9 protein-coding genes (1 of these 9 cut by a window edge) are annotated in these 15753 nt (G+C 76.0%); all 9 read right to left on the reverse strand.

Annotation, left to right across the window (positions count from 1 at the left end):
• Positions 1 to 8649, reverse strand: the beginning of a protein-coding gene (locus KPL60_RS25380) for a toxin glutamine deamidase domain-containing protein (RefSeq protein ID WP_226367431.1). 20508 nt of this gene lie to the left of the window's left edge; 8649 of the gene's 29157 nt are visible here — the first part of the coding sequence; it begins with the start codon at positions 8647 to 8649; the stop codon falls past the left edge of the window.
• 100 nt (positions 8650 to 8749) lie between these two features.
• Entirely contained in the window at positions 8750 to 9061 is a 312-nt protein-coding gene (locus KPL60_RS25385) for a WXG100 family type VII secretion target (RefSeq protein WP_226350132.1), read from the reverse strand.
• Complete coding sequence (locus tag KPL60_RS25390) at positions 9051 to 9503, reverse strand: YbaB/EbfC family DNA-binding protein (protein ID WP_226350131.1); 453 nt, start codon at positions 9501 to 9503, stop codon at positions 9051 to 9053. Before KPL60_RS25390 ends, KPL60_RS25385 begins: the two co-directional genes overlap by 11 nt.
• A 44-nt stretch (positions 9504 to 9547) precedes the next feature.
• A complete protein-coding gene (locus KPL60_RS25395) occupies positions 9548 to 11122 on the reverse strand; it encodes a hypothetical protein (protein ID WP_226367432.1) in 1575 nt (524 codons plus the stop codon).
• Positions 11123 to 11124: 2 nt separating this feature from the next.
• Positions 11125 to 13947 (reverse strand): hypothetical protein, encoded by a 2823-nt coding sequence (locus KPL60_RS25400; protein WP_226367433.1) that lies wholly within the window; start codon positions 13945 to 13947, stop codon positions 11125 to 11127.
• Positions 13940 to 14263, reverse strand: coding sequence for a hypothetical protein (locus KPL60_RS25405; RefSeq protein ID WP_226367434.1), 324 nt, complete (start codon positions 14261 to 14263; stop codon positions 13940 to 13942). Before KPL60_RS25405 ends, KPL60_RS25400 begins: the two co-directional genes overlap by 8 nt.
• A 53-nt stretch (positions 14264 to 14316) precedes the next feature.
• Positions 14317 to 14910, reverse strand: a complete 594-nt coding sequence (locus KPL60_RS25410; protein ID WP_226367435.1) for a hypothetical protein — start codon at positions 14908 to 14910, stop codon at positions 14317 to 14319.
• A gap of 67 nt (positions 14911 to 14977) precedes the next feature.
• Entirely contained in the window at positions 14978 to 15265 is a 288-nt protein-coding gene (locus KPL60_RS25415; RefSeq protein WP_226367436.1) for a WXG100 family type VII secretion target, read from the reverse strand.
• 35 nt (positions 15266 to 15300) lie between these two features.
• Positions 15301 to 15597, reverse strand: a complete 297-nt coding sequence (locus tag KPL60_RS25420) for a type VII secretion target (RefSeq protein ID WP_226350127.1) — start codon at positions 15595 to 15597, stop codon at positions 15301 to 15303.
• Between the last annotated feature and the right edge of the window lie 156 nt (positions 15598 to 15753).

Raw genomic sequence — 15753 nt, forward strand, 5'->3', positions numbered from 1 at the left:
CGTGCCCGGGGTGAGCATCTCGTCGGCGGGCACGTCCAGCGCGAACGGCTCCCGGATCGGCGGGCCGTCGGGCAGCTCCACCGGGGTCCGGGGGCTCACGTGCCGACCGGGTGCACCGATTCCGGTGAGCCGCCCGAACGCGTTGGTCTCGCTGAACCGTTCCGCGGTGATGGTGTAGAGGTTCTCGCCGGTGACCCGGTGCGAGGGCCCGGCGGGACCGGCGACCGCGCGCCGGCCGGTGATGGTGCCGCCGGCACCGCTGTCGCTGTGGCCGAGACCGGCCGAGGCCCGTGCCCCCAGGCCCGGGTAGACCGCGCCGGCCTCGAACCCGAGCCCGGCCCGCAGCCCCAGCGTCCCCTCGATCCCGGTGGCGGCACCGCTGAGGGACTCGGTGCGGTTGCCGGCACTGGTCTTGACGCTGATCCCGTCGAGCGGGCCCTCGTCGCCGACGTCGAGCATCTCGGCGGTGATCCTCAGGTGCAGGTACTCGGTGCTGCGGAAGCGGTTGCGCGCGAGCACGAGGTCGACGCCGCCGTCGTAGAGGGAGTCGGCGCTGGTGCCCAGCAGCGTCTGGGTGGTGTTGTGGTCGAGCATCCGCCAGGTCTCACCGAGGTCGCGCACCGTCGAGCTGCTCCTCGACGCGCGGTGGGTCCCGTCGCCGTCGGCGAGAGCCGCGAACGGGCCGCCGACCGAGGCGATGATCTGGTCGATCCGCTCGCGCAGCCGGGTCGGTGCGTCGCCGAGGGAGTGCATGTGGCCCCGGCCGATGCCCAGGCCCGCGGCCAGGTAGGGCGGGAGCGTGTCGGTCCGGCGGTCGGTGTTGCGGGCGTCGCGGACGGACTCGGAGACGGGCAGTCCCGCGTCGCGGGCGTTGTGCGGGGAGTCGGCGAGGACCAGTTCCACCGGCGTCCGGGCCGGGGGTGCGACGGGGCTGGTCGACCCCCACCGCACCCTGGTCTCGCGCACGAACTCGACCTCGTAGGCGCCCAGGGAGCTCTGGTCGACGTTGCGCCGCGACGCCCCGATGTGGGTGGCCGCCCAGCCGCGGCTGCGGTTCCAGCCCACCCCGAGGTACGGGCCGAGGTGCAGGAAGGCCACCTTCGGGAAGAACCGCCAGCCCCCGCGGATCTCCCCGGAGACACCGAGACGGGAGCTTCTGCTGCCCTCGACGCCCCAGTCGATGCGCTGCTGCTTGGTGGTCTTGCCGTCGAGCTCGGCCAGCCACGACCCCTTCTTCGGCACCAGCCGGGACTCGACGTACACCGGTGGCCCGCCGGGGTTGCGCAGCTCGTCCGAGCGCACCCAGCCGGTGGTGAACCGTTCGTAGTGGTGGGCGAGGTGGTTGTCGGACAGGAAGTGCAGCAGCCGGTTGCGGCCCGGGGACCCCGGTTGCAGCAGCCCGGGCGGGAGCTGGTCGGCCAGCGCGGCCAGGACCGCGTCCGGGCCGGGTCCACGGACGTCGAGGACCGCGGCGTTGGACAGCGCGGGCCCGGCGCCGGGACCGAGCTCGACGGCGGGGCGGGCGCCGGCGTTCGGGGTCGGCTGGTCGAACCATCCGGTGGCGGTGCCGTCCAGGACGCGTGGTCCGGGCCCGACGACGGCGCCGGACTCGTCGCGCAGGGTGACGGTGAAGCGGACCGGGACGTCGGCGGCCGGGGTGTGCTTGGCGTCGTAGCCGACGTCGTTGTTGACCGTCTTGCGGGTCCGGTGCCCGACGGTGTCGCCCCCGGTCACGGTGACCGCGGCACCGCCGTACCCGGCGAGCGAGCCGCCGGAGCCGGCGATCGGGACGGCGCGGCTGCTGTCGTCGTAGCGGCCCTCGACGAGGTTGTCGGTGCCGCGCCGGATCTGCTCGGTGCCGTCGGTCGCGGCGGGGTCGGGGCCGTGGCCCCGGCGGCCGGGGTCGTGGTCCACGGCGACGACGGCCTCGTAGCGGCGGCCGCCGACCTCGACCTCGAAGGGCAGTCCCTGGTGCAGCGCCGACGGCCGGTGCGTGAGCATCGCGTCGAGCTGCGACGACGTCGCCGTCCCCGACCGCCGTGCCGATGCGCCCGGGACCATCGACGCGATGAGGTCCGCGACGGCGCGCCGCTGTTCGGGGCCCACCGACTGCACCCGCAGCAGCGAGCGGGGCGCGGCGGCCGGGGCGGGCACGTCGCGGCCGGTCCACGGCGACAGCACGTGGTCGTCGACACGGAACCGGCCGGAGCCGAGGTCGGTGCGCAGGTCGGCCTCGGTGCCGCGGTCGGCCCGCGCGGTCAGGTCCACCGGGCGGGAGTCGAGGTGCTCCTGCAGACGGCCCGTGAGGAACCCGTCCTCGCCGAGCCGGTCGGAGTTGAGCAGGGTCTGCAGCAGCGCCGAGCCGGGTGGGGCGACGAGCAGCCCGGTACCGGGACCGTCGAGCCCGTCCACGCGGCCGGTGAGCAGCGGGAACAGCGGCTCGCCGTCGGTGACGCCGCCGGGCATGCGGGGCATGGTCGCGGGGAGCGGGGCGGGTGGGCCGTCGCCGGTGGCGCGCACGGCCGGGTCGGCCCAGACGCCGCCCTCGGAGTGGACGACCGACAGCGCGATGTCCGTGCCGACCCCGGTGAAGGAACCGGTGCGGAGCCGGTGGTTGAGGATCCGGTCGGTCGCGCGGGTGCCGGACGGGAGGTCGGTGGAGACGTCGCGGACGGTGACCCCGAGGTCGGTCAGGCGGCGCCGGGACACGGCCGAGAGCCCACCGTGGCCGCGGGCGGGGGCGTCGGCCCACACGTGCACGGCGGAGGGGTCGCCGGTCCGGGCGATCCACATCTCCAGGGCGCGTCGGACGTCGGCGGTGAACCGTCCGCCCAGCAGCGGGACGTGGACCCGGCGAGGCACGTCCTGCAGGTGACGGCCCTGCGGGTCGCCCATGACGGTGCGCGGCACCGGCGCGTCGACGTGCGCCTGCACGCCGCGGCCCGGCCGGGGCACGACACCGTCCGGTGCGTCGACCGCGGCGCGGTGCACGATCCGGACCCCGGGGACGTCCGCGAGCTGCCCGCGCAGGAACACGGCCGCGGCCAGCGCCCGCGCACGGCCCGTCGCCAGCCGCTGGGCCACGTCGTTGCGCGGCCGCCCGGCCCGGTCGGTGTCGGCCCGGCCGACGAGGGACTCCGCGGTGCCGCGGGCCCGGTCGGCGCGGTGCCCCATGCCGTCGCCGACGAGCAGCACCCGGGGCGGGGGGTTCCCGGCCGCGACGGCCAGACGGGCGCGTTCACGGACCTCCCCCGCGAAGGTCGTGAGGTCGCGGCGGGCGTCGTCGTCGAGGCGGGTGACGTGGGAGTCGAAGGCCACGTCGTGCACCGAGTCGGTACGGGCGACGTCGTCGGTCCGCTGCTCGACGACGTCGACGCGGCGCTGCTCCACTGACGCGTCCGGGACGGGCGGGCGCGCGCTGCCGCCGGAGACGATGCGGAAGTCCTCGCGGGTGAGGCCGCCCGCCCGGTCGGTGCGCAGCCGCTCGGCCAGGCGCTGCTCGGCGACGTCGTGCACGGAGCGGGCGCGGTCGCGGCCGGTGACCTCGGCGCCGGTGCGGTCGGCCCAGGGGCGGACGAGGTCGCGCGACCCGTTGCCGTGCCCGGTGACCACCAGGGCGGGCGTCGGGCCGCCGGCCGCACGCGCGGCGACGACGTCGTCGATCCACGCGTCGGTGGCGCGTTCGACCGCCGCGCGGTCGCGGTGGGCGATCCGGTGGACGCCCTCGGCGAACGGGATGCGGACGGGCGCGCCGGCGGGGGCCGCGTCGCTCCGGGCGCTGTCGCCGCTGTCGCGGTGGCCGCCACCGTCCCCGTCACGGGCGCCGTCGCCGTCGTTCCGCAGCACGCCGTCCTCGGCGGGCCCGCGGCGGCCGACCGCCTCCGGCGGGCGCTGCGCGTCCTGTTCGACGACGGCACGCACCGACCGGGACGGGGCACCGACCGGCCCGTCCGGAGCGCGGTCGACGGCGGCCCGGGTCGCGATGCGCACCCCGTCGGCGTGGTCGCCGAGCAGCTCGCGGAGCCGGTTCGCGACGGCGTCGGCCCGCTCCCGGCCGGCGGTGCGCCGTTGCTCCAGGAGTGCCTCGGGGCCGGCCGACGGTGGCCGGACCACCCACCGCCCCGGCGGACGGGGGTCGTCGGCGGGGTGCCGGAGCAGGTCGCGGGTCCACTTCTCGGCGCTGCCGAGCCTGGTCTTCGCGACCCGGCCGGAGGACTCGATCAGCGCGCCGCCGCGGTGCGCCAGCCGCTGCGCGGGACGGCCGGTGCCGTCGCCGACGATCTCCACGCGCACCGGGCCGCCGTCGCGGAGGCGTTCGCGGACCTGACCCGCGAGCGCGACGATGTCGGCGTCGGCACCCGGGCCGGGACGGTGCTGGCCCGAGGAGAAGGTCACCGTGCTCTCCGACCGGGGGCCGGTGACGTCGTCGGTGGTGTAGTCGATGATCGCGATCCGGTTCGTGTCGCGCAGCGCGCCGGGGGTCAGCGGCGTCGCGTCCGTCCGCGCCAGCACCCGGAACTCCGAGGTGTCCCGGCCCCCCAGGCCGCCCTCGCGGGCGAGCTCGTCGAGCCGCTCGAGGACGACGGCCCGCACCGCGTCGGCCCGGGCCCGGCCGGTGCCGGTGCCGTCGATCGACCACGGTGTGCGGCGCATGGTCCCGTTGCCGTGGCCGGTGATCGTCATGGCGGGGGCCCGGCGGTCCGGCGGCGTGGCCAGGACGTCGCGGACGAACGCGTCGGTGGCGTCGCGGATCGGGCCGCGGGCGTCCTCGTCGATCGAGGTGGTGGACTCGCGGAACCGGACCGGTGTGACCGGCGCGCTCTGTTCGGACCCGGGTGCGGCGGACCGCCCCCCGTCGTCGCCGCGGCGCGGGGCGGGCGGACCGGACTCGGCGGGATCCGGGGTCGGCACCGGCAGGACGACGGTGCCGTCCTCGCGGTCGCGGGTGCGCGAGCGCCCGCCGGACTCGGCCGGGCGGGACTCCGGGACGCGAGGATCCCCCTCCGGGGTGCGGGCACCGCGGGCGGTGGCCGGGCGGTGTTCGCCGGACGTCGGGTCGCCGGTCCGGGTCGTGTCCGGCCCGCCGGACCCGGCGGTGCGTGCCGGGGCCGGCGTGCTGCCGTCGGTGCGCGCCGGTGTGGTGCCGTCGGTGCGTGCGGGGGCCGGCGGGGCGCCGTCGGTGCGCGGCGCGGGCGGCGGGGCACCGTCGGTTCCGGTGCGGGGCGGGGCGGACGTCGGGGACGCCGTCGGGGTCTGGGTCGGAGCCGGGGTCGAGGACGGCGGGGCCGGGGGCGTCGGGGCCGCGGACGAGGGCGTCGGGGCCGGGGCTGCCGGGGTCGACCCCGCCGTGACCGAGGTGGACACCGGCGGGGGCGTACCGGTCGCGGGCGTGGACGACACGGCCGCGGGCAGGACCGTGGGCTCGACGGGTGCGGTGGGCGGGGTGCGGTCGAGGTCGGTGAACGGGGACCCCGACGTCTCCCAGGTGGCCCGGTCCCCGGCGGCCGGGGCGAGCGGGGATCCCCCGGAGCGGGAGGTGTCCGCGGAACGGGCGCCGTCGGCGGCGGTCGGGGCGGCGTCGCGCCCACCACCGGTCGCGCGGGTGGCGGACTCGCCGCCGACGGTGCGCCCCTCCCCCGCCGACGTGCCGGTCGACGGCGCCTGCTGGGCGGATCGGGGGGTGTTCGCCCCCGAGCCCTGGCCGGACGGGGTGGCGTCGGTGCGCCCTCCGCCGGAGGTCGTGGCGGTGTCGCGACCGGCCCCGGACGTGGCCGGCTGGGTGGTCGACGACGCGGCGGGCGGCTGCGGGGTGGCGACCGGGCCACCCGTCCCACGACCGTCGGTGTCGTCGGCGACGCGGGACGGGGAGAGCTCCGGGGTGCGCGCGTCGCCGCCCACCGTGGGCGCCTGCTCGCCCCGGACCGGCTCGCGGACCGGACCGCCTGCGGAGTCGGTGGTCGCGTCGCGCACGGTCCCGGTGGATGCGGTGGGTTCGGTCGGACGGGTCCCGACGGTGTCGCGGGATCCGTCCGGTGTGGAGGGACCGTCGCCGGTCGTGGCCCGTCCGGGCGGGGCGGCGCCGTCGGACTGCACCGCCGCCGGGCCCGGAGCGTCGGTCCCGCGGCCGCCGGTGCCCTCCCCCTCGACGGTGCCCCGCTGAGGCGTGGAGCCCTGGTCCCGGCCCTCGCTGACCGGCGCCGCCGGGTTCGGTGCCTCCCCGCCGGTGCTCCTGACCGCGGTGTCCGACGTCGGCCGGGGCGCGGTCGAGCTGCCACCGGACGCGGTGTTGCCCGACGCGGTGTTGCCGGACGCGGCATTGCCCGACGCAGGGCTGCCCGACGCAGGGCTGCCCGACGCAGGGCTGCCCGACGCAGGGCTGCCCGACGCGGTGTTGCCCGACGCAGGGGTGCCCCCGGCAGGGGTGCCCGCGGCGGTGCCGGCCGGCGCTGCACCGACCGGCGCGCCGTGACCGGGCACGGCGCTGGGCGGCGCGTCGCTTCCCGGTGCGATGCTGCCCGGTGCGGTGCTTCCGGGAGCCGTGCTGCCCGGCGCGCTGTTCTCCGGAGCCCCGGTGCCCGGCGCCCTGTCCCCCAGCGCGGAGTCGACCGCGGCGGGGCTGCTCGGCGCGCTGTTCCCCGGCGCGCTGTTCCCGGGCGCGTTGCCGCCCGGCGCGGAGTCGACCGTGGCGGAGCTGCTCGGCACGTTGCTGCCCGGCACGTTGCCGCCCGACGCACTGCTGCCCGCCGCGAAGTCGACCGCGGCAGGACTGCTCGGCACGCTGTTCCCCAGCGCGTTGCCGCCCGGCGCGGAGTCGACCGCGGCAGGACTGCTCGGCACGTTGCTGCCCGGCACGTTGCCGCCCGACGCACTGCTGCCCGCCGCGAAGTCGACCGCGGCAGGACTGCTCGGCACGCTGTTCCCCAGCGCGTTGCCGCCCGGCGCGGAGTCGACCGCGGCAGGACTGCTCGGCACGTTGCTGCCCGGCACGTTGCCGCCCGACGCACTGCTGCCCGCCGCGAAGTCGACCGCGGCAGGACTGCTCGGCACGTCGCTGCCCGGCGCATTGCTGCCCGGCGCGCTGCTACCCGTCGCATCGCGGCCGCCCGCGGCGCCGCCACCCGTGTCGCCGCTGATGCCGCCGTTGCCCGGGACCGGCGTTCCGTCCGGGATCGACACGGTCGTCGACTCGCCCGACACGGGCGCGACGGAGGAGGCCGGAGGCTCCGACACCGGTTCCGGGCGGGCGCCGGCGGCCGAGCCCCACGTCGGGCCGGACGGGGTGCCCGACGATCCGCCGGTCACCGCCGCCGGCACGGACTCCGGCGTCGGCGACGACGTCGACGTCGACGTCGAGCTCACCGTCGGCGACGACGGGATGACCAGCGGCGACCGGCTCTCCGGTCCCCCCTGCCCCGACGACCGCGACGGCGCCGACGAGTCCCCGTCGTCGCCCCGGGTCGTCGCCGGGTCCTCGCCGGACGGGCGCGTACCGGGGGGCGGCCCCGACCCGTCGGACGTCGTGGGGATCCGGAGGACGTCGTCGGGACCGGCGGAGGTCATCCAGGGCGGTGGGGTCGCCGAGGGGCCCAGCCCCTCCTTCTTCATGTGGTCCAGCAGGGACGTCCGGCTGACGACGGGGAATTTGCTCGCCGCGAGGCCGAAGTCCCCGCCGGGGCGGCTGCGCATTCCGCCGAGTGCGCCGATCGCACCGAAGAACGGGTTGGAGTCCTCGCCGAACACCGCGTTGATGACCGCGCCGGACGCCGGCGCGGTCATGATCTGCGCACCGGCGTAGCCCAGGATGCCGAACGCGCGGACGTGGCGGGCGAGCTGCTGGGGAGGGGCTCCGGGCGGACGGGCCCGGTTGAGGTTGCGCATCGCGCTGTTGCTCCAGCTGCGCACACCCCCGGCCGCCGCGCGCGCGAGCCCCGCACCGGCGCCGCCGATCGCACCACCGATCGCGCTGTGCCCGATGGAGTCGAGGTCGTAGCCCTCGCGGTCACCCGCCTCGTTCTGTCCGACCTGGATGAGACCGTCGAGGCCGCCCATGATCCCGGCGCCGGCCGCACCGTAGAGCGCCGCCCGCTTGGTCGCCTCCGCGAGGGCTTTCGAGATGCCACGCAGCAGCGTCTGGGCGGTCGCCTTGTTCAGCCCGAGCCGCGCGACCGCCTGGACCATCTGCTTGACCATCTGCCGCAGCAGCGCCCACAGGCCGACCCGGGCGGCGGCGAGGACGGCCGGGACGAAGATCGCCCCGAACAACGACGCGATCAGCTCGATGACGGCCGCGAGGGTCATCGCGGCCATCACGATCAACATGATCTTGCCCTTTTGGATGTCCGCCGCGGCGTTCTTCGTCGCCTTGCGGAACTCGTCGGCACCCTGGGCCATCTCGGTGAGACTGGCGGCGTAGTCCTCACCGAGGAGCTTCGCGTTCGCGGCCCCGGTGTCGCCGCGCAGGACGTCGTCGAGGTCGGCCCCGGACCGCCGCGCGTCGAGCGCGGCCTGCTCCAGTGCCGCGGCGAGGTCGGCCCAGGCGCCGCTCAGCGCCCGCAGGTTGCCCTCGTTGCCCTCCGGCCACTCCATCCCGAGGGTGACCTTGAAGAACTTCTGGAGGGAGTCGGGCAGCTCGGTCGACCCACCTGGCATCGCAGGGTTCCCTCCTTCCTCGTTCCACCGATCGTGTGAGGGTCGGACCCGGCGGTGCGGCCGGATCGGGTTGGTGTCGTGCGGGGACGGACGGCGTGCGCTACGCGGGAGGGACGTGGGAGGCGTTGTCCTCGTCGAGCCGCGACAGGTTGTCCGCCGAGATCTCGAGGTTGTCGGCGTAGATGTCGAGCCCCTCGGTCGTCTCGCCGACACCGGCGCGGGCCTCGGTCGAGTCCGGGGAGTACTTCTCCCCGAAGGCCTTGCCGATGTCGTCGGTGCCCCAGCAGCCCTCGTACTCCGCGCTGAGCGCGTTCAGACGCTCCAACGGCCCTGCCAGGTCGCTCCGGATGCGGCGCACCCCCTCGGCGTTGCGCCGGACGCCGGGGAGGTCGACGTAGGTCTCATCGGCCACGACGCTCACCCCGGGTCGGGTCCTCGACGCCCATCTCGGCGAACATCGAGCCCATCAGCGACTCGATCATCTCGGAGGGGTCGACCTTCCCGGTGGCCAGTCCCACCAGGTCCAGCCCCTCCGCGCCACCGCCCTCCTGCACGATCGCGGCGGTGCGCTCCAGTGCCTGCAGCCGACCCGCCTGCAGCGTCCCGACGATCAGGTGCGCGAGCTCGGTGGGCGCCAGCGAGCGGTACCGGGTGCCGTGGAAGCTGAGGTCGGCGAGATCGCCACGGCCGTCGAAGGTCATGGTGAACGAGCGGTCCTTCGCGACGACCGTCGTCTGCTCCTCCTTCCAGACCCGGCTGACCTCCCCGACCCGGGCGCGTTCCTGCTCGACCTGCTCGAAGGCCTCGTCGAGCCGCCGGGCGTAGTACCCCTCGTGGTCCGTGGCGTCGCTCATGGGTGTCTCCTCCTCGTGTGGTCGGGCGGGGTGGAGGCCGGGCCTCAGCTGCGGCCCAGCACTCCCGGCACCCCGTCGTCCTGCCAGTTGCTGGGATCAGCGGTCAGCGAGGTCTCGCGGGCGCGGTCGTCGTTCTGGTTCATCCCGGCGGCCATCCCGGCCCCCATCGGCATGAACGGCCCGCCCATCGGCGCCCCGCCGGGCATCCCCGCCTCCCCGGCGCCCGGGGACAGCGGGAGGCGTCCGGCGCTGCGGGGGTCCGGGGTGGGTGTCGTGACCGGCAGCGTCGCGATCGCCGCCGCGTCACCGGTGACCGGCAGCGTCGGCACCCGCACCGCCGGTCCGCCCGACGACACGGGCGGCGAGGACGGCAGGCCCACCGACGACGGCAGCGGGCCCGCACCCGCGCGGACCCGGTCGGACGGCGTGGACGGGCCGCCACCGGAGGTGGTGGCCTGCAGCGCCTCGACCTCCGGCAGCGACACCGCCCCGACCGCGTCCGGACCGGTGGTGCGCCCTGCCCCGCGACGGGTCGCGTCCGTCCGCTCCGTGGCGGGGGACGGCCCGGTCCCGGCCGGGGTCCTGCCCTCGGTCGTACCGCGTCCGAGCACGCCGCCCGCCGCCATCCCGACCAGCCCCCCGGGGAGCGTTCCACCGCCATCGGCGGACCGGTCCGGGTCGGCCCCGGGCGACTCCGGGGAGAGGGCGGCCCGGGTGCCGACCGGCGCGGTGACCGTCGCCGGTGTGCCGGTCCGGCTGCTGTCCGACGGGCGCCCCAGCACCCCCGACGGGGCCACGGCCGTGGCTCGCGCGGCAGTCGACGGCGCGGGGGTCACCGGCGCGGACTGCAGCGTCCCGGAGGGGGCGGCCGCGGGGGCACCGAGGGTCTGGCCACCGAGCGCGAACGCCGTCGGGGCGAACGCCGCGTCCCCCGGCGCCGTGGGCGACCCGTCCGTCACCGGGGCGGGTGCCTCCGGGAGCGCGGCCGCGCGGATGCCCGCCGCCTCTGGGCCGGGTGCGGTCAGCCCCGGGATCCCGGCCGTCGGGCCCGCCGACCCCGGCCGCACCGCGGTGACCACCTCCGGCTGCGGCGGCGCGGTGGTCGACACCGCGGTCACCGTCGGCCCACCGGCCGGCGACGACCCCGGTACCGCCGCGATCGGCTGCTGCGCACCGCCCGACGAGGCGAAGGCCGTCTCCACCCGGGCCAGCTCCGCGCGCGCCGCCGCGGCGAACGTCTCCTCGACCTCGGCGGCCTGCGGGTGACCGGCCCAGGCGGCGCGCTGCTCGCGCAGCGACATCGCCGCGCTGCGGGCGCGCCCGAGCTCGTCGCCGGCGCCGCGCAGGGCGAGCGGCCAGGTCCGGACGGCCTCCAGCGACCGTTCCAGTGCGGCCACCTTCGACGCGGACTCGGCGGCGAACCCGTCCGCGGTCGCGCCGAGCATCGCCTCCTGGACGCGGCGGGTCTCGCGGCGCAGCCCGTCGCGGGCCGTCTCCAGCTCGACGACGACGGCGTCGACGGCGTCCGCCCGCCGGTACAGCACGTCGGGGTCGGCCGCGAGCAGCTGCGCGACGATCGCGTCGAACCCGGTGTCCACCGGGGGCACGGGGGTGGTCACGGTCAGGTCCGTCCGATCACACCGGGGGCGAGATGGTCGGTGTCCTCGTCCCAGATCCCGCCCTCGGCCTGCAGCCAGGTGTGCGGCTCGCGCTCACGCTCCTGTCCCATGCCCTGCGGGGACATCCCCGCACCGCCCATCGGCATGCCACCCATCGGCATACCGCCGCCCATCGGTCCGCCGGCCGCGGCGTTGGCCGCGGGGAGCACCTGCCCGTTCGGGACGCCGCCGGGCGGCACACCGAAGCCGCGTTCGGCGGCGACGTCGGTGTCGAACCGGGCCAGGCTCGGGTCGAGCGCACCCGGGCCGCCACCGGCACCACCGCCGAGGCCGCCGCCGGCGCCACCGGCATCGTCGTCGGCGCCGCCGCCCGCGCCACCGGACTCGCCCATCAGCTCCTCGGCCGACGGCAGGTCCGGCGGCGACACCGGGCCGCCGCCACCCGCGCCGTCCTCCGGGCCGCCCCCGGCACCACCGGCACCGTCGTCCGCGCCGCCGCCCGCGCCACCGGACTCACCCATCAGCTCCTCGGCCGACGGCAGGTCCGGCGGGGACGCCGACGACCCACCGCCGGTGCCGTCGCCCTCGGTCGCGGTCCGGGCCCCCGGGTCGTCCCCGAGGCCGGTCTTGTCCGCCGCGTCCTGGCCGAGCTCCTCGAAGGCCTTGTCCATCGCGTCCGAGACGCGACCGGGCGGCTCGTCGCCCAGGGCATCGGTCGCGGTCTTCTTCAGCTCGTCGAGTACCGCCTGGCGGTGCGGGTCGCCGGTGGGGTTTCCGAGGTCGTCGATGGCCTTCTCGACGGCCGCCCTCGCCTGCTCGGGCGTGGCGTCCGGGCCCAGCTCGGCGAGTGCCTTGTTGGCCGCCCCGTGCGCCTGGTCGAGCAGACCGCGGTCGTCGGGCCGCAGTGCCGTGCCGTCCGTGTCGGCCCCCTCGGCGGCGAGGTCCTCGATCGCCTGGTTCGCGGCCTCCTTGGCCTGGTCGAGGGCGTCGTTGCGGACCGGGTCGTCGGTACGCAGCTCGTCGATCGCCTTGTCGGCGGCCTCCTTCGCGTCCCGCATCGCCTGGTCGTGCGCCGGGTCGCCGCTCTCGTCCCCGGAGCCCGGGCCCCCGCCGGAGCCGCTGCCGTCCCCGGAGCCGCCCTCGGAGACCGGGTCCTGGAGGTCCTCGATGGCCTCGTTCGCGGCCTTCTTCGCGTCCTCCAGCGCCTGGTCGCGCTTGGCGCCCTCGGAGCCGGGTCCGCTGCCGCCACCCGACCCCGGCGACTTCGCACCGCCGCCCGAGCCCGAGCCCGACCCCGGCGAGCCGCCGCCCGGCGAGCCGGTCAGACCTCCGCCCGCGCCCGTCGAGCCGTCGCCGGAGCCGCCGGAGCCGCTGCCCGACAGATCGTCGATCGCCTGGTTCGCGGCGTTCCTGGCGTCCTCGAGCGCCTTGTCGCGTGTGGGGTCGGACGTCTCGCCGCGGAGGCCGTCGATGGCGTCGCCGGCGGCCTTCTTCGCCTGGTCGAGCGCCGCCTGCCGCTGCGGGTCCGCGGTCGACCCCCCGGAGCCACCGGTGTCCTCGCCGCCCGTCGACAGGTCGGGGATCTCGGGGGCCGGGACGCCCCCGCCCGAGCCCCCGGTCTCGCCGGAGCCGGAGCCGGAGCCGGGGTCGCCACCGCCGGTGCCGCCGCCGGTACCGCCACCGCCCGCCAGGTCGTCGATGGCCTGGCCGGCCGCGTTCCGGGCGTCGTCCAGCGCCTTGTCGCGGGCGCCGCCACCGGCGTTGCCCCCACCGTGGGCGCCACCGCTGCCGCCGGAACCCGAACCCTCATCCGAGCCGGAACCCGAGCCCTCGTCGTCGCCGAGGCCGTCACCGGCACCACCGATGCCGTCACCGGCACCGTCGCCGCCGCCGGTCCCACCGGTCTCCAGCTCCTCGACGCGTTCCTCGAGGTCCTCGATCTGCTGCTCCAGCTCCTCGACGGTGGGCGGGGCCCCGTCGGAGTCGGAGTCCGAGTCCGAGTCGGTGTCGTCATCGTCGTCCCCGGACCCGGAGCCCTCGGAGTCGTCATCGTCGTCGTCGGACCCGGAGCCGTCGGAGTCGTCGTCGGAGTCGTCGTCACCCTTCTTGTCGAGCTTGGCGACGGCCTCCTTCGACCCGCGCGCCTTCTCGCCGCGCACGATCTCCAGCGCAGCCATGTCCCCGGCCGCCGTCGAGTAGTCGTCCGCCAGCCCGCCGAGCAGCTTCTGGAGTGCCGTGACGAGCTCGTCCTCGTACTCGTTCTCGATCCGGCGCACCACGTTCTTGTAGGTCTGCACGACGTCGGCGATCAGGGACGAGTCCCCCGCCGCCGCCGCGAGCGTCACGGCCGAGACCGCCTTCGCGCGCACCTTGTCCTGGGCCGCGCGACGGTCCTCCCAGCTCTGCTCGACCGTCTCCCACCACTTGTCCCGGAAGGTGGAGATGTCGGTGCCGACGCCGCGGACGGTGTCGGCGTACTTCTTGTCCGCCAGGACCGCGGCGAAGGCCTTGCTCTCCTTCAGCACGCCGTCGGCGTAGTCCTGGAAGGCCGTCCCGGCCTGTCCCTCCAGCGCCTCGTCAACCTGCTTGACCAGCTTGGCGACGTCGTCGTTGATCGACTGGAGGCGCTCGGTGGCGGTCTGGAACTGGTCGCCGAGCTTCTTCCACGCCGCCGGCGCGGCGGACTGACCCTCCTGGGGCGCGATGCCCTCGACCTGGAACTGCAACGTCGTCCAGGTCTTGAAGTCCGAGGCGTTGAACGCCGGAGGGGGCGCGGTGTCCTGTCCGGCGAGGCCGAACGCGTCCGGGTCGTCGGCGTCAGGCATCGACGACCTCGTCACCGGGCAGGTCGGTCACCCGCGTGCCGGAGACGACGTCGGTGTCGACCAGGTTGCGGGCGGTGGCGGCGAGGGAACCACCGAACTCCCCGAGCTCGGTGCGGAGTGCGGTGACGTAGCTCAGCAGCTCCTGGGCGCGCGCGTCGGACACCCCGTCGAGCTGCTGCGCCGCCGCGAACGGCCCCGAGGGCGACCAGTCCGCGCCGAGCCGGTCCCGGGAGCCGGAGCTCGGGGGCAGCAGGGCACCGACGGCGTCGGCGGATGCGGTGACGGCGCCGACGTCGACGCGGGTCTGATCGGCCATGGTCCTGGGTGTCCTCTCGGGAAGGGTGGAGCCGGCGCGGGCGGCGACCGGACTCAGGAGTCGGGCCGGTCGTCCTCGAACTCGTCCAGGAACTCCTCGTCGGTGGTGTCCTGGTCGGTGTCCTCGGTCTGGCTGGGGGCGTTGAGCACCTCGTCCTGCGGGACGCTGCCCACGCCCTCCTCGCCCTTGGGCACACCGGTGATGATCTGGCCCTGGGTGTCGTCGTACCCGTCGCCGTCGGAGGTGTTGCTCTCCTCCGACTCGTCGTCGGTGGTGAAGTTGTGCTGCTGGTGCTCGATCTCGTTGGCGCGGTCGACGATCTCGTCGTCGGCGTCGGCACGCATCTCGTCGATGCGCGCACCGACGGCCGCCGCGCTGTCGGAGTCGACGTCCACCAGCATCTTCGACACGTCCTTGAGCGAGGGCTCCATCGCCTCGAGGATCGTCTTCATCCGCTTCGCGTGGTCGATGACCGCGTTGCGCCGGTCGTCGACCCGCCGCTCGACGTACTGGGCCACGGAGAACTTGCCCGCGTCCGGCCAGTGCGGGTCGAGATCGGTGAACGCCTTGATGTCGTCCATCAGCTTGCCGAGCTTGCCCGCCGCCTCGTCGATGGCGGCCCGGTCGACCTTCGTGTGCTCGCCCATCCCTGCTCCGTTCTCCGCAACGGCCGAAGGCCGGTGTCACCCCGTCGGGGTGACACCGGCCGGGGCATCAGAACGCGTTGACGCCCGCGCGGTCGGACGCGCGCATGCGCTCCATCGAGTCCATGACCTGACGGTGCAGGTCGTCGATGTACTGGTTCTTGGCCTGCAGCTGCTGCTGCAGCTCGTTGGCGGTGGAGTTGTACTGGTCCGCCGAGGCACCGACGAAGTCCGCGCCGAACAGCTGCTGCACCGCGCTGCGCAGCTGCGAGGTCTCGTCCTGCAGCGTCTGCGCCGAGCGCTTCATCGCCGCGAGCGCTTCCTCGATCTGCTCGTACTGGTAGAACATGGTGTCCATGTGAGGGACTCCTTACCTGGTCAGAGGGGTCGGGCTCAGTTGGCCTGCGGAACGCCGCCGGCGCTCTCGACGTCGGTCTGCATGTTCTCGGTGGCGGCCCGGCGCATGGCCTCACCCATGTGCTGCAGGTCCGCCTGCGCCTTCTTGCCGAACTCCTGCAGGTCGAGCCAGGCCGCGTGGGTCGCCTTCGCCAGCTCGCTCGACGTCGGGTCGAACTGACCCTCGACCTCGGACGCGGCGGTGCGGATGAGCTGCTGTACGCCGTTGCCGGTCTCGTCGTGCTGCGCCGCGGTCGATTCGATCCGCGGCATGTCCGCCTTGGTCAGCGCCATGTTCGTCCTCCGGGTCGGGGCCCGGCCCAGTCCGGCCGAGCCTCCTGGTGCGTTCCGTCGATCGGGTTCCCGACGCCTGAAGTGAATCGGTCCCGATCGCCGGAGACGTAACGGCTTACGTCCGTTCGCCGGATCGGTGGGGATTTCCCCCGCCAA

It is taken from the genome of Pseudonocardia sp. ICBG162 (genome assembly GCF_020496225.1).
Lineage (GTDB): Bacteria > Actinomycetota > Actinomycetes > Mycobacteriales > Pseudonocardiaceae > Pseudonocardia > Pseudonocardia alni.